Here is a 21872-nt window from a genome sequence, read left to right as displayed (position 1 = left end):
ACCGATGCCTCACGAGTTGTTCTGCCAGGACGCGCTCAGCGCCGCCAACGCGTCGGCGTCCAGACCGGACGCGCTCATCGGCGCGGACTCCTGCTCCGGTGCTGAATCCTGTTCTGCCGCTGCCTGACCCGCGGCCGCGTCGACCGCGGCAGCCAACTCGGCGATGGTCAGGTACTCGAACACCATGGCGGGGGTCATGGTCAGTCCCTGCGCGGTGGCACGGGCGGCCCATTGCACCGAGATGATGCTGTCGCCGCCGAGCGCGAAGAAGTTGTCCTCCAGTTCGATATCGGTGATCTCCAGCAACTCTTCGAGCAAGCCGATGAGCGCCTGCTGCGTTGCGACCGAACCACCGGTGATGATCGGTTGCGACCGCTGCACGTGAGCCGCCGTCGCCGGCGCGAGCAGGCTCTCCATGTCCGCCGGACTCAGTAACTCCAACGCCGACAACGTGACTTCGGGTGTCGATGCGAACGCATCGAGCGCGGCATCGAACGCCTGGGCAATCAGCGCAACCGTCTGGGGCTCGTAGAGATCAGCGTTGGCGACGACCCGCACGTCGAGATCCGCGTCCGGGGTGACGTTGAGCGCCACATTCAGATCCAGCAGCGAGATTTCGAAATCCATCGGCAGCGGAACGACAGTGGTCTCCCCCGACCCGGTGAGGTCTCGTGGCATCAGAGCCCAATCCTCCCCGCGGAAGTGGATGCTGTGCTGGAACAGTGGGTGGTTCCTGGACGGCGACCGGGGCGGGTTGAGCGACTCGACAACGCGCTCAATGGGTAGCTCCTGGTGCGCCAGCGCGTCGAGCACCGCGTCGCGGCTCACGCCGACGAGGTCACGCAAACTGGGGTCATCGGAGACGTTGTTGCGCAACACAACCACGTTGGCACATGGGCCGTTGGTATTCAGGGTGGCCAGATCCACCCGAGACGCGACCGGGCTGCCAATCGCGATGTCGGTGCCGCCGCCGAGTTTGTGCAACAAAGCCGCGAGGGCGGCTTGATAAACCATGAATTCGGTCGCGCCGAGTTGTTCGGCAAGCCTGGTGAGTGCAGCACGCCGATTGGCCGAGACCATGAAATTCACAACTTCGCCACGCCTGCCCAGGACTGGCGGTCGGACATGGTCGGCGGCTGCCGAGATCTCGTAGGGCATACCGACCAGGGCGTCATGCCAGTGTGCCAGCTCGGCCTCGCCCCATTCGTTGGCGGCATCGAACGCATTCTGTTGCCACAGCGCGTAATCCGCGAACTGCAACGGGGATTCGGCCCACCGTGGCACACTCGCCTGCAACCGGGCCCGGTAGGCAACCAGCAGATCCTCGAACAGAATGCCGAGCGACGTGTGATCGGTGACGATGTGATGGACGAGCAACAGCAGTACCCGTGTGTTGGTGTCGAGCACCAACAGGGTGGGCCGGAACAGCAGCTCGGATTCCAGAGTGAACACATGCCGACGCAGTTCGGCGACCGTCTCGTCCAGCTCGTGCGGCGCGATCTCGGTGACGGCGAGTTCCACCTCACGCTTCGGGTGCACGAATTGGTACGGAACATTCTGGTGTTCAACAAAATTCGTGCGTAGCGCTTCATGCCGCACGATGACGTCGTTGAGCGCATCGGTGAGTGCGGCGACGTCGAGTGGTCCGTTGAAACGGAGCGCGAGCGCCATGTTGAAGACGTCGTTGGCACCCCGCATCCGGTACTGGAACCACATCGCAAACTGAGAGTAGGACAGCGGCGGCCGTTCCGGTCGCACCGCGGCGACGAGTTCCGGACGGTCCGAGTCAGGCTGCGGGTACGCGCTTGACCGCGCGGCATCCCGTGCGTCGATTTCGACACTGAACTCGGCGCCAACCTGTGGTTCCAGTCGCGCCGCCAATCCGGCCGGGGTTGGGGAGTCGAACACCGCGCGAACATTCAGTGCCACGCCGAACTCAGACCGAATCTGCGCAATCAGCCGGGCCGCCAGTAGCGAATGGCCGCCCAGCCCGAAGAATGAGTCGTCAGCACCGACACGTTCCCAACCGAACAACCGTGCAAAGATCGCGCACATGCGGCGCTCGTTGGACGTCGCCGGCTCCCGATAGCCGCGGATCGCCACCGGGGTCGGGGCGGGCAGCGCCCGCTTGTCCAATTTGCCGCTTACCGTCAGCGGGATCTCAGGAATCACGGCAAAGGCGCTGGGCACCATGTAGTCCGGGAGTTCCGCTGCGGTGTGCACACGAATTTCGTCGAGATCGATGTCGCCCGCGGCATTCTCGTCGTCGCCGAACCTCGGCACCAGGTAGGCCGCCAGCATGGGGCCGGCCCCGGCGTCCTCCGCGACGACCAGGCAGTGCCTGACCGCGGGGTGCGTCGCGATCACCGACTCGACCTCGCCGAGTTCGATGCGGTAACCCCGCACCTTGACCTGTTCGTCGGCTCGCCCGACGAATTCCAGCTCACCGGAAATATTGCGGCGCACCAGATCTCCGGTCCGGTACAGTCGCATACCGGCATTGAACGGGTCGGCGACAAAGCGTTCCGCGGTCAACGCGGGACGCCCGAGGTAACCCCGCGCCAATTGAACGCCACCCAGATACAGCTCACCGATTACCTCGGCGGGCACCGGTTGCAGGTCCTCGTCGAGGACGTAGGTGTACACGTTGCGGTTCGGCACGCCGATGGGCACCACCCGCGCGCCGTGGGATCCCTGCACCCGCATGTGCGTCGAGCAGACAACGGCCTCGGTGGGGCCGTAGTGATTGCGAAGCTGCGCATCGAAGTAGTCGGCGAACTTGTCGGCGACCTCACCTCGTAGTGCCTCGCCGCCCACCGGCACATGACGCAACTGCCGCCACTCCTTGACCTGCGGAAGCAGCAACAGCGTGCTCAACATGGACGGCACCATGTGCAGCACCGTCGCGCTGTGGCGGCTGATCAGATCCGCAACGTACGGAATGTCGCTGAATGCATCGGGTTTGGGCACGATGAGCTGCGCACCGACGGCCATCGTGACGAAGATGTCCAGCAACGACGCATCGAAGCTCACCGAGGACGACTGCAACAACCGGTCTTCGGCGGTCATGCTCCATTCGGCGACGAAGCTTTCCACGTGCTCGGCGATCGCGCGGTGCGAAACCGCCACCCCCTTCGGCTTGCCGGTGGAGCCAGAGGTGTAGATGACGTAGGCCAGGTGCTCGGGTCGCAGCGGACGCAGGCGGTCGACGTCGGTGATCGCGGCGTCGGACAGCTGCGAAGCTTCGTCCTCTGCGGAGTTCATTTCCGTCTGCGTGAGAACGGTTTTGGGCCTGGCGTCGGTGACGAGGTATTCGATGCGCTCATCCGGATAGGCGGGATCGATCGGCAGATAAGCCGCACCCGACTTGAGTACGGCGAGCATGCCGACCAGAAAGTCGATCGAGGTGGTCATTCGCAGGCCGACGACGTCGTCGGAGCCGAAACCCTGCGCAGCGAACCAGCGCCCCAACCGATTTGCCCGACGATGCAACTCGCCGTAGGTCAGCGTGGCGTCGTCGGAGACGAGCGCGACCGCGTCAGGGTTGGACGATGCGGCCGCTTCCAGCACCGCGACCATCGTGGTGGCCGGCGCCTCGACGAGTTCGCCGTGTGACTGCGCCAGCACACTTTCCCGCTCGCCGGCACCGAGCATGTCCAGGCCTGCCAACCGGTGCTCGGGCTCGGCCAGCGCGTTGTCCAGCAAATGCACGTAGTGCGCCAACATCTGGTCGACCAGCGCACCACTGAGCACATCGGTCTGGAATTCGAACTCGGCCAGCGCACCTTGCGGGTCGAGCACCACGGCAAGAGAAAGCGGCAAATGGGCTGTCACTGCGCCTAATTCGAGCTGTTGCACGGTCACGCCGTCCAGCGCAAACCCGGTCACGCTCTTGCGCATGCTGAAACCCAGCCGCACGAGCTGGTCCATGCCGTCATGGCCCATTCGCTCCGGGTTGACTTCACGGACCACCCGGTCGATCCCGACGGATTGATGAGCAAAACCGTCAAGGCAGACTTCGCGCACCGTGTCGACAAACGTGGTGAATGTGTCATTCGACCGCGCTGTCATGCGCAGCAACAGCGTGTTGCCGAAGTACCCGATGGCGGTTTCAGCAGCGGCCCGGCGGTCGGTGACCGGCACCGAGATCAGGAAATCCGTTGCCCCGGTGTAGCGACGCGCCAGCGCGCCATAGGCCGCCAGCAGCACCATGAAAGGCGAGGCGGAACGTTGCCGGGCGAACTCCTCGACCCGTGCGAACACCTCGGCAGGCAGCGCCCGGGTTCGGCGCTCGGCGTGGCGGGTGGGGCTGGCCGCGGCCACACCGGGCAGCTCCAGCGGTTCCGGCGACGGCCGCAACATGTCCGCCCAGTAGCCGACGTCGGCGATCGAAGGTTCCTGCGCACCGGCGAGCACCTCGACGGCGACGAATTGTGTTGCTTCGCCTGACAACTGGTCGCCACTGGCTACCGCGTTGTAGGCCGCACTGAGCTCGTTGAAGAACACACTCCAGGAATCGTCATCCCAGCAGATGTGATGCACGACCAGCAGCAGCACCCACTCCTGCGTGCCGGTCTGGAGAAGCGTTACCCGCAGCGGCAATTCGCTGGCGAGGTGGAAGGTCTTGCCGAACTCGTCGCGAGCTGCCGCTTCGACTCGGGCGCTACGCTCGTTTTCCGGAACTCCGGTCAGATCGGTTACCTGCCAACCGATCTCAAAATCGTCCTGGAATACCTGATACGGCTCACCCTCGGAATCGATGCCGTAGGTGGTGCGCAGGATCGCGTGCCGCGCAACGACGGAGCGCAGGGCCGCACGCAGGCGTTCGGAGTCCAGCGGACCCGTCAGCCGGTAGGAAACACAGATGTTCAACGTGGAGTCGTTCGCGTCCATCGTCTGCAGGAACCACATTCGGCGCTGGCCGGGCGACAACGGATAGCGCTGGCCCGCGTGCACACGCGGCTGTTCTGCCGATTGGGTTGTCGTCAAGCCACTTTCGGCCAAGCGCCGGCGCAGCAGTTCGCGACGGCGTTCCTGCAAAGTCTTGGCATCGTCTGCCATGGCTTATCTCACTCCTAGGTTCGAACTCGCCTATTTGCCGTCACTGGCTGGTCAGATAGCCGCCGCGCAAAAAGAACTCATCGCCGCGATGCTCGAATCCCGTCACGGTGCGAACACGGGTGATCAGCAGCGCGTGGTTCTCGCCGCGGTACGCATTGGGCCCGGACACCACCGCGCCACCCCCCTCTTGCACGATCACCCGCCCCGGCGTGCCGCCGTAGCGGGCCTCCGACACCGTCGCCTCGAGCACTTCGATACGTTCGCCGCGGTAGAAGGCGAAGGCTCGCGGGTACGGGTCGGACAGCGCCCGCACAAATCGCTCGAGATCCTCGGCCGGCCAGTTCCAGTCGATCTGGCTGTCGCGGTCGGCGCGTTTGTGGAAGTACGTCCGCTCCGCTTTGTTCTGCGGCTTCCAGACCGCGGTCCCTGACTCCAGCGCGTGCAGCGCATCCCGCAGTGCACCCGGGATCAGTTCCATGCCGCGCAACACCAGTTCGGTGCCCGTATCGGTGGGGCCGATCGGCAACGAGTGCTGAATGAGAATGTCGCCGGTATCCAGGCCCTCATCCATCCGGTGCACTGTCAATCCGAACTCGGATTCGCCGCTGATCAGCGACCACAGGACCGGGGAGAAGCCGGTGAACTTCGGCAGCAGCGAATCATGCAGGTTCAGTGTCCCGTGCGGGGGCAGGTTGTACAGCTCCGGCGGCATCCAGCTGTACCAGCTGTTGACGACGATGACGTCGGGTTCGGCCCGTTTGACCAGGTCAATCGTTTCGGCGTCGACTTTCTCGGTGACGTGCACCGGGATGCCGTGCTCGGCGGCCAGATTCTCGACGGAGGCCGACCAGATGGCTTTATAGGACTGTTCGCTGGCCGGGTGGGTGACAGCGAGCACCACCTCGTGGTCCAGCCCGATCAGAGCCTGCAGGGTGTTGTGCCCCCACGTCTGGAACCCGAACATCACGACGCGCATCCGCGAACCTTTCTCGTTTACCACCCGTGGACGCCGGCGCCCCCCGCTCCGCCCGCGTCCAAAGAGGACCCAGCAGATTATGTTAGCCTTCGCTAACTTGGACGGCTCGTGCGGCCGTTCCGCACCCGCACGTGGGCACCGCTCCCCGGGCACTTGCAACGTATCAATCCGAGCCCGTGACGGGCTCGAATCCTGTCAGAGCAGTCCGAGCAGTTGCAGGTCGGTGACGTATTTGACGATGACCGCCGGGGAGACGTGTGGGATGTCGTTGTCGTGGCCGATTTTGGCCTCCTGAACGGCGGAGCGGAGCCCGTCGGCAGGGGCGAACGAACCGTGGGCCGGCGCCAATGGCTGCAGCAGGTCGGGGTGCAGCAACATGAGCAGCAACATCTGCAGCACCGAGTTCTGCCGCTGCCGATCGGGCAGCCCGCGCAGGCCCGCCTCGAACCGGGACAGCCATTCACCGAAGTCATCAACGCGCTCAATCCGGTATCCGGCCTCGATCAACCACTCTGTGTACTCGTCGAGTGCAATGCCGTCGTCGTGCGGGTTCATCACGTGATAGGTCTGAACCCACCCAAGGATGAACACGCCACCTGGGACCCCAACGTGGCGATTGCCTCGGCGGCGAATTCGACGGGCAGGCCGTCGAAATGAGCCCGCTGGCGGTTGCCCCCGGCGTCGAGCGGATAGAACGATTTGGGCGCCAAACCGGTGGCGACCACGCTCAGGATCATCCGGGTGACCATGTCCGAGAGGTTCAACTGGCCGGCGTAGCTAATGTCAGCCAGCAGCAGGTCGCAGCGAAACACCGCAACGGGCAGCGCGCACAGGTCGTTGGCCTCGCGCAGCAGCGCCTCACCCGCCGAAGGTCCGTCACGCGGCGCCCATCGAGTGAGGGGAATTTGCAAGCAATCGTGGCCCAGATTTCATCCCCGCGTTTGTGCCGCACAGCAGGTCAATACAGCAATCGGCATTATGTTAGCCTTGGCTAAGTTACAGGCTCCTGCGCCTGCGGTGGCGGCGCGGCTAGGTAGGGCTCGCTCGGCTTATCCGACGGCTCAGGCTGGACCGCACAAGCCCATTCGGAGCAGGCCGATCTGAGTGAAGTACGGAAGGTAGTAGTGCATGCCGCGCAACCTGGGATGGATCAGGCAGTTCCACAAGCCCGAGTCATCCGACAGCCCCTTTTTGCTGATCTTCCCGCATGCCGGGGCCGGCGCGTCCGCTTACCGCACCTTCTCTAAAGCACTCAGCACCAGATTCAGCGTGGCGGTCGTGCAATACCCCGGACGTCAGGACCGGGCAGCTGAAGCGCCATTGGGTTCGCTCCCCGAGATTGCCGCGGGCGCGTTCGGAGAATTCGCGACGTCGGACCACAACCGGGGGATGCCGTTCGTCACTTTTGGCCACAGCATGGGCGGCTGGGTTGCGTTCGAATTCGTCCGGGTCGCCGAGTCCAACGGAATCGATATCGGGCAACTCACCGTCTCCGCGGCCGTCGCCCCCTGCAACGCGATCAACAAGCCGCCGCACCCCACCGACGACGAGGACATCCTCAACCATCTCGGAGCGCTGGAGGGCACCAGCTCGGACGTGTTCGGCAACCGCGATTTGATGCGCCTGGCGCTGCCCGTCATCAAAGCCGACTACCACGCATGCGACGTGTACTCGCGCACCGAGGACTGCAAAGTTAACGCACCCATTCAAGCTATCGGCGGCGATCAGGATCCGATCGTCACGCTGGGCGATTTGTACGGGTGGGGCAAGCACACCGACTCCGTCGAGGTGACCATGTTCGACGGGGGACATTTCTTCCTCAACGACCACATCGACGACATTGCGGACCTGCTCTCAACCAGTGCAAAACGCGAGACGGCCCAGCGCGAGCAGAAGGCGTGAGCAACAACGGCTCGTCCCGTGCGATGACGGACGATCCCGTCGTCATCGCCGGAATTGCGGTGGAGTTGCCCGGAGGGATCGACACCCCCGCCGCCTTGTGGACGGCACTCGCCGAGGAGCGCGAGCTGCTCGGTCCCTTCCCCCGCGATCGCGGCTGGAGTATCGACGAGCTTCTGTCGCTACACGAGCGGGACGGCTTTGGGCGGGTTAGCGACTCCGGTGGATTCCTGGACGCTGCAACGACATTCGATCCGCCCTTATTCGGCATCACCCATCGCGAGGCCGCAGTGACGCACCCCCAACAGCGGGTCGCGATGCGGGTGGCGTGGAAAGCGTTGGAGAACTCCGGGATCAACCCCGGTTCGGTGGCAGGCGAATTCGGCGGGTGCTACGTCGGAATGTCGATGACCGAGTACGGTCCACGCACCACGACGATCGACGCTTACACCGGTCTTCGGACAGTCGCGATGGGTCAACTGGGCGGCGCCGCCCGAATCTCGCACTCGCTCGGTCTCACCGGTCCGTCCATCAGCATCGACACCGCCTGCGCATCGTCGCTGACCGCAGTGCAACTCGCCGCGAACGCCGTCGCGATGGACGAGTGTGAATGGGCGCTGGCCGGTGCGGCATGTGTATTGGGCGAGCCCACGGGCTTCTACGAGTTCGCAAAGCTCAATGCCCTTTCCACCGACGGGCATTGCCGCGCCTACTCCGAGGACGCCACCGGAACCGTCTGGGCCGAGGGCGTGGGAATGGTTCTGGTAGAGCGGGAATCGCGGGCGCGGCAACTGGGACACCGGATCTACGGCCGCGTGTTGGCCATCCGAACCAACCACAACGGCAAAGGGAAACCGATCCTGGTCCCCCGCGTTCGCGCGCAAGCACAGGTGGTGCAGAAGACGATCGACGCCGCGGGAATTGATCCGGCCGATGTCGCAATGATCGAAGGACACGGCACCGCCACGCTCGCCGGCGACCCGGTGGAATTGCTCGCGCTCTTCCAGACCTACGGCGCAGCTGGATGCGAAGCACGTTTGGGCTCAATCAAATCCAACGCAGGCCACGCGCAATCCGCAGCCGGAATCCTCGGATTGATCAAGCTGCTGCTCGCGGGTCAACACGGTCACATTCCGCCCACCCTCTTCGCGGACAACCCGACGACCAAACTGCCCTGGGACATGACCGGCATACGTCTTGCCACCAAAATGCACCCGTGGGATCCGAAAGACGGAATCCGCTACGGTGCCGTCTCGTCATTCGGCGCCGGCGGTGCCAACGCCCACGCGATCATCGCAATGCCCGAAAGCACCGAGGGTGAGAAGTGACAATCCGTAGTTATCAACTTCCGAACGGCGCGGTGCCCGTCCTGGTCACGTCGGATCACCCCGAATTACTCACGGCCGAAGCGGCTTCGCTGTTGACGTATGCCACAAGTCATCCCGAGGTCGACGTGCAAGCGATCTCCCGCATGTTGTTTCGTACTCGGATTGCCCGCAAACATCGCTTGCTGGTGATGGCGACCACCCGCGAGGAGTTGCTCGAAGGGCTACAGGCAGTCCTCGGCGGCACCCCCCACTCCGCGGTCTTCGGCAGCGACCAACCCGCCACCGCGCGGCGAGTCGGATATGTCTTTCCCGGGCAGGGAAGTCAACGTCCCGGAATGGGCCGGCTGTTTTACGAATCGATCCCGGCATTCCGGAGCGAGGTCGACCGCTGCGCCGACGCCTTTGCGGCCCACGTGGAGGAATCACCACTGAATTACCTTCTTGACGAACACTTTCCGGCTGCCGACGACGCGATGACCGTCCAGCCGGCATTGTTCACCCAGATGGCCGGACTGGCGGCCATGTGGCGGTCACTCGGCGTCGCACCGGATATCACCATCGGGCACAGCCAAGGAGAAATCGCGGCCGCCTACGTCTCCGGCGCTATCAGTCTGGCAGACGCGGTGCGGACGGTTGTGATTCGCGCCCGTGCGGCCGACCAATTCCCTTCTGGGGACTACGCAATGGCGGTCGTCGCTACCGGCCGCGACACCTGTGAGGATGTGCTGGCCCGTTGTTCAGGATGGGCGCAACTGTCGGTGGTCAATTCGCCGAGCATGGTTGGCGTTTCCGGCGAGCGAGAGACGGTCCAAGCCATCGTGGACACCTTCACCGAGCGGGACATTTTCGCCAGGATCATCCGTGTCCAATTTCCAGCACACACCAGTTTGATCAATGGACTCAGCGACAAGGTGCTTGCGGCGACCAGAAACGAATTGCAGAATCCAAAATTTCTGGACACCGACATCGCCTGCATCGGCGCCGCTCTCGGTGGTCCCATCACGCAGGAGGTCCCTGCCGACCAGTACTGGTTCTGGAACCTGCGCAACACGGTGCGATTCGACAAGGCAATCGCGGCCGCAGCTTCCGCGGGTATCGATACCTTCATTGAACTGGCTGAACATCCAACCCTGCAGTTGGCGATCCAGGAGAATCTCAGCGTCCTGAAGCATGGTGACGATCGCGCGAACATGGTGATAGGCACGTCGAACCGAGCCGCCACCAGTGTCGACGAATTGACCCGCAATCTGGTGTCTCTCGCGATCCACGACATCGATTACCCGTTTGACTACCTGGGTAGTGATTTCGACGGACCCGCTGCCCTGCCGCTGCTGAACTTCCCCAATACCTTGATGAAAGAGACTCGACTGTGGCTGCAATACAACGACCAGCGGCCCAACGGTTTACGTCCGAAGCCCACCGAGCAGCCGGCAGCCCCGACGAGCCAACCTACGCCGGCCGCGGCGGCACGGCTTCTCACTGAGCAGTGGATCCGGCTCTCGCGACGTTCGCTGCTCCCGCCGCGCGCAATTGGCATTGTTGATTACGCCGGATCTGGTGCTGCCCTCGCTGACGCGTTGTGCGCCGCGGCCGGCGATGTCGGCGCGAAGGCCCGGGTGATCTCTGGCGAAAGCGACACCGCTCGAGGCGATCTCGACACCTTGGTCATCTTGATTCCGCAGTCCCCGAAGCTTGACGACGCGGCCGCTTCCAGGGAAGTGGCGAAGTTCTTCGGCGAGCGCCGTTGGTGGCCTGGCGTCAGCGACTCCATTTCAGACTGCTGGCTAGTGACGGTGGGCGGTGAAGCCGTGCTCGCCGACGACGCGCCACCAGATCTGGTGCACGCCGCGGCTGGTGCGGGCTTCCGCAGTGTCGGAGCCAAATATTTGGGAATCAGGTTCCGACACCTCGACCTGCCCACCGGCTCCGGTGTGGACACCGCACCGAAAGTCCTTGCGGCACTGCACACACGGGACGAATCGGAAGTTGCGCTGCGCGAGGGCGCCCTCTACGCAAAGCGGATAGTCGAGGGGCATGACGTCCTGACCGATGCCGGCAGCACCGCGCCCGAGCACGTGCTGATCATCGGGGGGACGGGGACCCTCGGACTGGAATTCTGCGGCCATTTCGCCCGGCGCGGCGCGAAGCGAATCACGCTGGTGAGTAGGTCCGGTGAAACCCGTTCAATCACAGATCGATTGGCGCCGGTGCGATCCGCCACCGCAGCGCAGATCCATGTCGCATCATGCGACGTCGGTGACGAAGCGGCCGTCGCGCGGTTAGCCAAGCAAAACCTGGACACGCCTGCAGACCTGATTGTTCATGCCGCCGTTCAGTATTCGGGTATCGAACTGGAAGACATCACCGTCGATATGGTCGACGACGCCCTACGGGCAAAGGTCGTCGGAATCTGGCGGGTGCTGAACACGTTCCCCCGCACGGACGCCTGCCGGGTCTTGCTCTGCTCGTCGATCTCGGCGTCAGTGGGTGGTCGCGGCGTGATCGTCTACGCCGCGGCGAACCGCATGCTCGATGCAATGGCACACCGGCTGCGGGCCGAGGGCATGGACTGCGCCGCGGTGCAGTGGGGACACTGGAACGTCCACCCCGACCTCGACGGGTCCGCCATAGCGAAGCTCGCCGGGACCGGAGTCATCGCCATGGATCCGGCCGATGCGCTTGAGGTTGGAATGACGACGCCGTTTAGCAGCAATGCCATCGTCGCAACATTCGACCTGGACCGGGCGCGGTCGATGCTGGAAACCTGCGGACGTGGATCGTTGCTATCAGAACTCAGCTCTGCCGCACCCCGAGAGGCCATCGGTTCACCGCGCGCAACACCGACTACCGATACACGCCCAGCTGATACCGGCACAGGAAGCCGTTTGCTGAGCCTGCTGGCGAACGTCATCGGTATCGACGACACCGACCAAATCGACACCACGATCCCCTTGGTTGCCATCGGGTTGGACTCCTTGCAGGCGCTTGAGTTACGCCGGCGAGTCAAACTCGAGTTCGATCACGATCTCGAGGTGGTGGATCTGCTCGGCGGTGCGTCGATAGCCGACGTGCTGGCCAAGCTGGGCTCCTGACGATGCCACAGCAGGCCTGAGTAGCACTGCCTGAATGCCCAATAAATCGACACAGTAGCAGCAGTTGTCGAGCAATTGACGACGCGCGATAGCAACCCGGATTGTGCAACCTTCTGGGGACTGACATCCAGGTAAATTCTCGGTACCATTCGGCCCTGGCCTGCGCCTTCGGGGGCGCACAACGTTGTGCTGAGGTGCTGGGGAGCTGCCGCATGAGCTACGTCGTCGTTTCACCTGAATTGTTGTCCAATGCGGCCGAGAACTTGGCCATGATCCAGTCGCGGATCAGCGCGGTCAACGGCGCGGCGGGTCCAGCTGTGACGGAGGTGGCGGCAGCCGCCGCTGACGAGGTATCCACCCGTATTGCGGCGTTGTTCGGCGTGCACGCCCAGGAATATCAGGCGATCAGCGCCCAAGCGACCGCCTTCCATGATCGATTTGTTGCGGCTTTAGCTGCCGGCGGAGGCGCATACGCATCCGCCGAGGCCGCCGCTGCCAATCCCCTGCAGCCACTGCTGGACATCATCAATGCGCCGACCAACGCGCTGTTGGGGCGTCCGCTGCTCGGGGACGGGACGAGCGCGACGACGCCCGGCGGTGCCGGCGGTGACGGGGGGTTGTTGTTCGGCAATGGCGGTGCGGGTGGTGCGGGCGCGGTCGGTCAGGCGGGCGGCGCGGGTGGTTCGGCGGGTTTGTTGGGCAACGGCGGTGCCGGCGGGACAGGCGGTTTCGGCGGCGCTACCGGCGGCGCAGGCGGTGCGGGTGGTTGGTTGTACGGGCTGGGCGGCACCGGTGGTAGCGGTGGTTTCGGCGGCGGCATCGGTGGTGCCGGCGGACGGGCCGGGTTCGTGCTCGGCGCCGGCGGTGCCGGCGGTTCGGGTGGCCTGGGCACCGTCGGTATCAACAGTGGGCCGGCCGGCACTGGCGGCGACGGCGGTAACGGCGGGGCGGGCGGGTTGTTCTCCCCCGGCGGTGCCGGCGGCAACGGCGGACCCGGCGGATTCGGTTTGGCCGGGGCCTCCGGCGGAGCCTTAGCCGGTAACGGAAGTACCGGCGGCATGGGCGGTAACGGTGGCGTCGGCGGCCAGAGCGCACTGATCTTCGGTGGCGGCGGGCACGGCGGACTCGGGGGCAACGGCGGCGTGGGTGGTGCCGGCGGTAACGGCGGCGATGCAGTGATCGCGGGTGTGGGTGGTACGGGCGGCAATGGTGGTAATGGCGGCACCCCGGGTTTGGGTGGCGCCGGCGGGTCGCGGCAGTTCTTCAGCTTCGGTGACGGCGCGGCCGGCGCTGCGGGTCTCGGCGGGGCGGGCGGTCAGGGTGGGTCCGGCGGGGCCGGCCTGGCCGGTACGGACGCTACGGGTGCGGGTTTGACCGGCGGCACCGGCTTTGCCGGTGGTCTCGGCGGTAACGGCGGCACCGGCGGCGGCACCGGCGCCGCCCAAGGAGCGGGCGGGGCGGGCGGTACCGGCGGCACCGGCGGCACCGGCGGGACGGGTGGCAATGGTGTGGACGCCACGGGCAGCGGCAACGCCGGCCAGGGCGGCGGCACGGGTGGCGCCGGAGGCCACGGCGGCAACGCCGGCATCGGCGGTGCTGGTTCCACCAAAGGTGCGCTCGGACGCGCTGGCACCGGGGGTCAGGGTGGCACCGGCGGTACCGGCGGCGACGGCACCGACAACACCAGCACCGCGGCGGCCGGCGCGGCCGGCAGCGCGGGCGGTAACGGTGGGGCCGGCGGTGATGGCGGCGCCGGTGGCGCGGCCGGCACCGGCAGCAACGCCACCGCGGGCGCTCAGGGGATCGGCGGCGCGGGCGGTGACGGTGGCAACGGGTCGGCCGGCGGCAATGCGCTGGACGGCAAGGACGGCTTAGGCAGCGGTGCGGCCGGCAAGGCCGGTGGCACGGGTGGGGCCGGCGGTCAGGGCGGGGACGCCGGGGCAGGCGGCGCCGGGTCCACCAACGGTGCCTCAGGGACAGCCGGCAATGGCGGCGTCGGCGGCAACGGCGGCGACGGCGGTGACGGGAAGGACAACACCAATACCGCGGCTGCGGGTGCGGCCGGCGGCGCCGGCGGCAACGGCGGGGCCGGGGGTGACGGCGGCGCGGGTGGCGCGGCCGGTAACGGTGGTGGCGGCACTGCGGGCGTCCAGGGTGCGGGCGGAGCAGGTGGTAACGGCGGCAATGGTGCGGCCGGCGGCACCGGTGTCACCGGCGACGACGGCGTCGGCAGCGGGGCGGCGGGGCAAGTCGGCGGCAAGGGTGGGGCAGGCGGCGCGGGCGGCAATGCCGGGGCAGCCGGCCAAGGATTCACCACAGGTGTCGCGGGAACTGCGGGTAACGGCGGTGCCGGCGGGGCGGGTGGCACCGGCGGCGACGGGACCGACAACACCAGCACCGCGGTGGCGGGCGCGGTAGGCGGCGCTGGCGGCAACGGTGGCGCCGGCGGCAACGGGGGTATCGGCGGTGCGGCCGGTAAGGGCGGCGGCGGTACTGCGGGCGCCCGGGGTGTCGGCGGGCAGGGCGGTAACGGAGGCAACGGCGCTGCCGGCGGAGCCGGTGTCACCGGCGACAGCGGCGTCGGCAGCGGCGCCACCGGGCAGGTCGGCGGCCAGGGAGGATCGGGCGGGCAAGGCGGTGACGCCGGGGCGGGCGGCTTGGGCTCCAGCACCGGCAAGGCCGGCACCGCAGGTAACGGCGGAGCCGGTGGGACAGGCGGCACCGGCGGCAATGGAGCGGACAACACCACCTTGGCCGCGGCGGGGGCGACCGGCGGTACGGGCGGCGCCGGTGGGGCCGGCGGCCAGGGCGGTCTCGGCGGTGCGGCAGGCAACGCCAATGGCGGCACCGCCGGCAACGAGGGTGACGGAGGCGTCGGCGGCGCCGGTGGTGTGGGCGGGGGCGGTGGCCAAGGAGGCACCGGAAACAGCGGTTCAGGCAGCGGCGCGGCCGGGCAGATTGGCGGTCAGGGCGGGGCCGGCGGAAAAGGCGGCGACGCCGGACTGGGCGGCACTGGGCTCACCACTGGAAAGGCCGGCACCGCGGGTAACGGCGGCGCCGGCGGCATCGGTGGGACCGGCGGCCAAGGCACCGACAACACCAGCACCGCGGCGGCCGGCGCGACCGGCGCAACCGGCGGCAGCGGCGGCTCCGGCGGGCAGGGCGGTTCCGGCGGCCTGGCCGGCAGCGCCAACGGCGGCACCGCAGGCAAACAGGGTGTCGGTGGCCAGGGCGGTATCGGCGGGTCCGGCGGTGACGGCGGGCAAGGCGGCCTGGGCGCCAACGGCAGCGGCAGCGGCGCGGCAGGCATAGCCGGCGGCCAGGGCGGGTCCGGCGGCAAGGGTGGTGACGCCGGTCTGGGTGGTACCGGGCTCACCACGGGTGCGGCCGGTAGCGCAGGCGACGGCGGCGCGGGCGGCATTGGTGGGACAGGCGGAGACGGCGCCGCCAACACCGACGCTGCGGCGGCAGGCGCGACCGGCGGAACGGGCGGCGCGGGTGGGTCCGGCGGGCAAGGCGGGACGGGTGGTCTGGCCGGCAACGCCAACGGTGGCACCGCGGGCAAACAGGGTGTCGGCGGCCACGGCGGTATCGGCGGAACCGGCGGCGACGGCGGACAAGGCGGCCTGGGCAGCAACGGCAGCGGGAGCGGCGCCGTCGGGCAAGCCGGCGGCCAAGGCGGGTCCGGCGGCAAGGGAGGTGCTGCCGGACTCGGCGGCACCGGATTCAGCAGCGGCAAGGCCGGCACCGCAGGTGACGGCGGCAACGGCGGCACCGGCGGCACCGGCGGCAGCGGTGCCGCCAACACCACGCTCGCCGCCGCTGGCGCTACCGGCGGCTTGGGCGGCAATGGCGGGGCCGGCGGCCAGGGCGGCACGGGCGGGTTGGCCGGCAACGACAACGGCGGCACCGCGGGGACCCAGGGTGCCGGAGGCAACGGCGGCAACGGCGGTGCCGGCGCCCAAGGCGGCCAGGGCGGCGTCGGGAACAACGGCACCGGCAACACCGGAGCCGGAGACTCCGGCGGCACCGGCGGTGCCGGCGGCCAGGGCGGCGACGCCGGCGTGGCGGGCACTGGTTCGGCTAGCGGCAAGGCCGGCACCGCCGGCAACGGTGGCGCGGGTGGCACCGGCGGCACCGGGGGCAACGGCGCTGACAACAACACCACGGCTTCGACCGGCCAAGACGGCGCGACCGGCGGCAACGGCGGTGCGGGCGGCAGCGGTGGCACCGGTGGTGCGGCCGGCAACGCCAACGGCGGCACCACCGGCAAGCAAGGCGTCGGCGGCCAAGGTGGAACCGGCGGCACCGGCGGCCACGGCGGCGAAGGCGGCGCGGGCGCGGCCAGCACGAACGTCGGCATGACGGCTCAGTCGGGCGGCGAAGGCGGCGTCGGCGGCTCCGGGGGCGCCGCAGGCAGCGGCGGCACTGGATCCGCCAAGGGTGCCGCAGGCACGGCGGGCAACGGCGGCACCGGCGGCCTCGGCGGCAACGGCGGTGCCGGCGCCGACAACCTGACCACCGCCGCCCTCGGGCAGGCGGGCGCAAGCGGTGGTAACGGCGGCAACGGCGGCGGTGGGGGCACCGGCGGCGCGGCGGGCAACGCCAACGGCGGCACCGCAGGCCAACAGGGCGTCGGCGGCGTCGGCGGAACCGGCGGCACCGGCGGCGTCGGCGGCAACGGCGGCGTCGGGAACAACGGCATCGGCAACGCCGCCGCCGGCGATGCCGGCGGCCAGGGTGGTTCCGGCGGCCAAGGCGGTAACGCGGGCGTCGGCGGGAAGGGATCTACCACCGGTTCAGCGGGCACCGCGGGCAACGGCGGGGCAGGCGGCACGGGCGGCACCGGCGGAAAGGGCACCGGCAACACCGATATTGCGGCCATCGGCGCGACCGGTGGCACCGGCGGCACAGGTGGTGCCGGCGGCACGGGCGGGACCGGCGGATTGGCCGGTAATGCCAACGGCGGCACCACCGGCAAGCAGGGTGCCGGCGGGACCGGCGGCCTCGGCGGCGACGGCGGCCAGGGCGGTCAGGGTGGCCTCGGTGTGGCCGGCACCGGTAGCGCCGGGGCCGGACAAATCGGCGGACAGGGCGGCACCGGCGGACAGGGCGGCGACGCCGGCGCAGGCGGTAGCGGATCGACTTCCGGGGCTAACGGCACCGCTGGCACCGGTGGTATCGGCGGCATCGGCGGCACCGGCGGGGCAGGCAGCGCCAACACCGACATCGCGGCGACCAACACGACCGGCGGCGCTGGCGGGACCGGTGGCGCGGGCGGGGTCGGCGGCACCGGCGGCGCGGCGGGCAACGCCAATGGCGGCGGCCTGGGCAAGCAGGGCGCCGGTGGCACCGGCGGAATCGGCGGCGTCGGTGGACAGGGCGGCCAAGGCGGGATCGGTGATGACGGCACCGGCAACGCCGGGGCAGGCAAAGCCGGCGCCCAAGGCGGGGCCGGTGGCCAGGGTGGCGATGCCGGCGCAGGCGGCACGGGACTCACAACCGGCGCGGCTGGCACAGCCGGCAACGGTGGCACGGGCGGCAAAGGCGGGACCGGCGGTTCCGGCTCGGCCAACACCGACATCGCGGCAGCCAACACCGTTGGGGGCACCGGCGGAACAGGCGGCAACGGCGGCCAAGGCGGCGTCGGCGGCGCGGCCGGCAACGCCAACGGCGGCGGAGTGGGCAAGCAGGGTGCCGGCGGCAACGGCGGAACCGGCGGCCAGGGCGGTCAGGGCGGCCAGGGCGGTATCGGGGATGACGGCACCGGCAGCGCAGGAGCAGGCAAGTCCGGTGCCCAGGGCGGTGCTGGTGGCCAGGGCGGCAACGCCGGGGCCGGTGGCACCGGACTCACCGCGGGCGCGACGGGTACCGCAGGCAATGGTGGTGTTGGCGGCGTTGGGGGCACCGGCGGCAAAGGGGCGGCCAACACCGTTATCGCCGGCACCGGGGCTACCGGCGGGACTGGCGGCATCGGTGGGGCCGGCGGCCAAGGTGGCACCGGCGGTCTGGCCGGTACCGGCGGCACCGGCGGCCAACAGGGTGCGGGAGGCACCGGTGGCCTCGGCGGCAACGGCGGCGCGGGCGGCACCGGTGGCGACGGCGCCGACGGCATCGGCACCAGCGGTGAATCTGGACAAGTCGGCGCCACCGGCGGTCTCGGTGGTCAGGGCGGCAGCGCCGGTCAAGGCGGCGCAGGCTCCACCACCGGCAAAGCCGGTACCGCCGGAAACGGAGGCACCGGCGGCACCGGCGGCACCGGCGGCGACGGCGCCGCCAACAACACCGCCGCCGCGGCGGGACAGATCGGCGCTACCGGCGGCGGCGGTGGCAGCGGCGGCACCGGCGGCGCCGGCGGTGCGGCGGGCAACGCCAACGGCGGGACCGCCGGCCAGCAAGGTGTCGGCGGCAACGGCGGGACCGGCGGCAACGGAGGTACCGGCGGTCAGGGCGGAACCGGTACCACTCAGGCCGGCAGTAGCGCCGCCGGTACCAGCGGCGCGCAAGGTGGCGCGGGCGGCACCGGCGGCGGCGCCGGCCTGGGCGGCTCCGGAATTACCGACGGTAGTGCTGGCAAAGCCGGAAACGGCGGAAACGGCGGGACCGGCGGCACCGGCGGCACCGGCGCCATCAACACCGACATCGTGGCCGCCGGCACCACCGGCGGCACCGGCGGGACCGGCGGAGCGGGTGGTCTTGGCGGCAGCGGCGGAGCGGCGGGTAACCCCAATGGCGGTGGGTCCGGCCAACAAGGCGACGGCGGCGCGGGCGGCCTCGGCGGCAACGGCGGCCAAGGTGGGCAGGGCGGCACCGGCAACGTCGGATCAGGCAGCGGTGCTGCCGGGCAGGCGGGTGGCCAAGGAGGTACTGGCGGACAAGGTGGCGCCGCAGGTCTTGGCGGCAGCGGCCTGAATGCCGGCGCGGTCGGGACAGCCGGCAATGGCGGCACCGGCGGCATCGGCGGCAACGGCGGAAACGGCGCCGCAAATACCGACATCGCCCCCACCAGCCTCAGCGGCTACCAAGGCGGCACTGGCGGGAACGGCGGACAAGGCGGCAGCGGTGGCGCGGCCGGTAACTCCAACGGCGGCGGAACCGGCCAACAAGGAAACGGCGGAATCGGCGGGACCGGCGGGGCCGGCGGCACCGGCGGTAAAGGCGGCGCCGGCAATTCCGACAACAGCCTCGGCATCGGTTTCCCCGGCGGATACGGCGGACAAGGCGGCAACGGCGGACATGGAGGCGACGCCGGCCTCGGCGGCTCCGGGTTCACCACCGGCGCGGCTGGCAGAGCCGGAGATGGCGGTACCGGCGGCGTCGGCGGCACCGGCGGCCAAGGTGGCGATTACACCAATTCCGTGGCAGCCGGCGGCACCGGCGGCACCGGCGGCTCCGGCGGGGAAGGCGGCTACGGCGGGCACGGCGGCACCTCCGGTGACCCCCACGGCGGCACCGCCGGCAACCGCGGCGCGGGTGGCGCGGGCGGCATTGGCGGCAACGGTGGACAAGGTGGCCAAGGCGGGACTGGCACCGCCGGCACCGGCAACGCAGGCACCGGCAATGTCGGCGGTACCGGCGGCTCCGGCGGACAAGGCGGCGCCGGCGGCATCGGCGGCGACGGATCAACCCTCGGCGCAAACGGCAACGCCGGCAATGGCGGCAATGGCGGCACCGGCGGCACCGGCGGAACCGGCGCAAACAACACCGACACCGTCGCCGCAGGAATCATTGGCGGAACCGGTGGCACTGGCGGAGACGGCGGCCTCGGTGGCACCGGCGGCGCCGCCGGTGGCGTCGGGGGCATCCAGGGCGCTGGCGGAACCGGCGGAACCGGCGGAACCGGTGGCAACGGCGGTCAAGGCGGAGCCGGTAACAACGGCGCCAGCTCCGGGAATGCCGGTCAAGCCGGCGGTCAAGGCGGCACCGGCGGCACCGGCGGCAACGCCGGCCTCGGCGGCATTGGTTCCACCCTGGGCACGTCGGGCACCGCAGGCAACGGCGGCGCCGGCGGCGCCGGCGCCAACGGCGGAAATGGTGCGGACAACACCGTCGTCATCGTTAGTGGCGGTCAGGGTGGCGACGGCTCCCGCGGGGGTGACGGCGGCGCTGGCGGCGCCGGCGGCGCCGCCGGCAACGCCAACGGCGGAATCGTGGGTCAGCAGGGCATCGGTGGCAACGGCGGCAACGGCGGCAACGGCGGCGGCGGCGGCGACGGCGGCGACGGCCTCTCCGGTAGCGGCGGCGGCTTCAACGGCGGCAATGGCGGCGGCGGCGGCCTCGGCGGCGGCGGTGGCACCGCCGGGGCCGGCGGCAACGGATCGACCAAAGGCTCAGCAGGCGCTGCCGGCAACGGCGGCAACGCCGGCAATGGCGGCAACGGCGGCGACGGCGGCACCGGCATCATCGGCGGCGGAGATGGCGGCACCGGCGGTAACGGCGGTGCGGGTGGCACCGGTGGTGCCGCCGGCAACGCCAACGGCGGCACGGTCGGCGTCAGTGGCAACGGCGGCAACGGCGGCAACGCCGGCAACGGCGCTGACGGTGGCAAGGGCAGCGACGGCCTCTCGGTGGCCGCCGGCGAAACCGGCAACAACGGCGGCAACGGCGGCAACGGCGGCAACTCCGGCAACGCCGGCGCGGGCGGCAACGCCGGACCCTCCAACGGAGGAAACGTAGGCAAGCAGGGCGTCGACGGCCTCGGTGCCACCGCCGGCAACGGCGGCGACGGCGGCACCGGTAGCGATGGCGGCGTTGCCACCGGGCCCGGAGGCGCCGGCGGCAACGGCGGAAGCGGCGGCGGTGGCGGCAACGGAGGGGGCGCCGGAATCGGCGGCAAGGGTGGTAACGCTGGCAACGGCGGCATCGGCGGAAATGGCGGTTCCGGCGGAGACGGGAATATCACCATTCCCACTGACAACGCCGGTGGACAGGGCGGTGTCGGCGGCGCTGGTGGCGCTGGCGGCACCGGCGGCACAGGCATGCCCGGTACGCATCTCAACGGCGGTAACGGCGGCGTCGGCGGCACGGCCGGAGCTGGTGGCAAGGGCGGTAACGGCGGATACGACCCGTTTGACCCCACTGCCCCTGCTGGTCCGTCCGGGGGCGGCGGTGGCCGCGGCGGCACCGGAGGTGCGGGCGGGTCAGGTTCGGACGGCGGAGACGGCGGAAAGGGCGGTATCGGCGGCGCCGGCGGAGAAGGCGGAATCGGCGGTTTGGCCGTCCCATTCAGTACTGGTGGCTCCGGCGGCGGAGGCGGACAAGGCGGCGAGGGCGGCCAGGGCGGCGATGGCGCGCACGGCGGTGGTGGCGAAAAGGGTGGCCAAGGCGGCCAAGGCGGTACCGGCGGGCATGGCGGACCGAACCCGTTCAAGGGCGATATGGGCTCTCCCGGGGGCGGGGGCGGCTCGGGCGCCCCAGGCTTTTCGCCGCAAGGCCCTCTCGGCGGCTCCGGCGGCGCCGGCGGTGGCGGCGGCCAACCCGGCGCTGGCGGCTAGTGAGAGGAGCGACGCCGCAACG

The 21872-nt window shown here is 69.4% G+C and carries 6 protein-coding genes and 1 pseudogene; 4 read left to right on the top strand and 3 right to left on the bottom strand.

Annotated elements, in window-relative coordinates:
* Window positions 1-9: 9 nt before the first annotated feature.
* From ACZY1I_RS15520 to ACZY1I_RS15510, 3 genes and pseudogenes are all read right to left on the bottom strand, one after another.
* Window positions 10-5061 carry an amino acid adenylation domain-containing protein gene (locus tag ACZY1I_RS15520; RefSeq protein WP_463755334.1) on the bottom strand — a complete coding sequence of 1684 codons (5052 nt, stop codon included), beginning with the start codon at window positions 5059-5061 and terminating at the stop codon, window positions 10-12.
* Between the two features lie 40 nt (window positions 5062-5101).
* Window positions 5102-6037 carry a methionyl-tRNA formyltransferase gene (locus ACZY1I_RS15515; RefSeq protein WP_463755333.1) on the bottom strand — a complete coding sequence of 312 codons (936 nt, stop codon included), beginning with the start codon at window positions 6035-6037 and terminating at the stop codon, window positions 5102-5104.
* 195 nt (window positions 6038-6232) lie between these two features.
* Window positions 6233-6903, bottom strand: a pseudogene (locus ACZY1I_RS15510) (SDR family oxidoreductase); the annotation flags it as partial.
* Window positions 6904-7165: 262 nt separating this feature from the next.
* Here ACZY1I_RS15510 and ACZY1I_RS15505 point away from each other — a divergent pair.
* From ACZY1I_RS15505 to ACZY1I_RS15490, 4 genes are all read left to right on the top strand, one after another.
* Complete coding sequence (locus ACZY1I_RS15505; protein ID WP_463755332.1) at window positions 7166-7939, top strand: thioesterase II family protein; 774 nt, start codon at window positions 7166-7168, stop codon at window positions 7937-7939.
* A 23-nt stretch (window positions 7940-7962) separates the two neighbouring features.
* Window positions 7963-9264, top strand: coding sequence for a beta-ketoacyl [acyl carrier protein] synthase domain-containing protein (locus ACZY1I_RS15500; protein WP_463755733.1), 1302 nt, complete (start codon window positions 7963-7965; stop codon window positions 9262-9264).
* Window positions 9261-12356, top strand: a complete 3096-nt coding sequence (nbtC, locus tag ACZY1I_RS15495; RefSeq protein ID WP_463755331.1) for a nocobactin polyketide synthase NbtC — start codon at window positions 9261-9263, stop codon at window positions 12354-12356. The genes ACZY1I_RS15500 and nbtC overlap by 4 nt, the downstream gene beginning before the upstream one ends.
* Window positions 12357-12568: 212 nt before the next feature.
* Entirely contained in the window at window positions 12569-21850 is a 9282-nt protein-coding gene (locus ACZY1I_RS15490; protein ID WP_463755330.1) for a PE family protein, read from the top strand.
* The last annotated feature ends 22 nt before the right edge of the window (window positions 21851-21872 follow it).

It is taken from the genome of Mycobacterium sp. IDUB_37 (genome assembly GCF_055419245.1).
Note: the sequence above shows the minus strand (reverse complement) of the source record. Positions and strands in the feature narration are given on the sequence as shown.

Bases quoted from the DNA above. Each gene is read 5' to 3' on its own strand.
- ACZY1I_RS15520 (WP_463755334.1), bottom strand. From the start codon at position 5,061: ATGGCAGACGATGCCAAGACTTTGCAGGAACGCCGTCGCGAACTGCTG.
- ACZY1I_RS15515 (WP_463755333.1), bottom strand. From the start codon at position 6,037: ATGCGCGTCGTGATGTTCGGGTTCCAGACGTGGGGGCACAACACCCTG.
- ACZY1I_RS15505 (WP_463755332.1), top strand. From the start codon at position 7,166: ATGCCGCGCAACCTGGGATGGATCAGGCAGTTCCACAAGCCCGAGTCA.
- ACZY1I_RS15500 (WP_463755733.1), top strand. From the start codon at position 7,963: ATGACGGACGATCCCGTCGTCATCGCCGGAATTGCGGTGGAGTTGCCC.
- ACZY1I_RS15490 (WP_463755330.1), top strand. From the start codon at position 12,569: ATGAGCTACGTCGTCGTTTCACCTGAATTGTTGTCCAATGCGGCCGAG.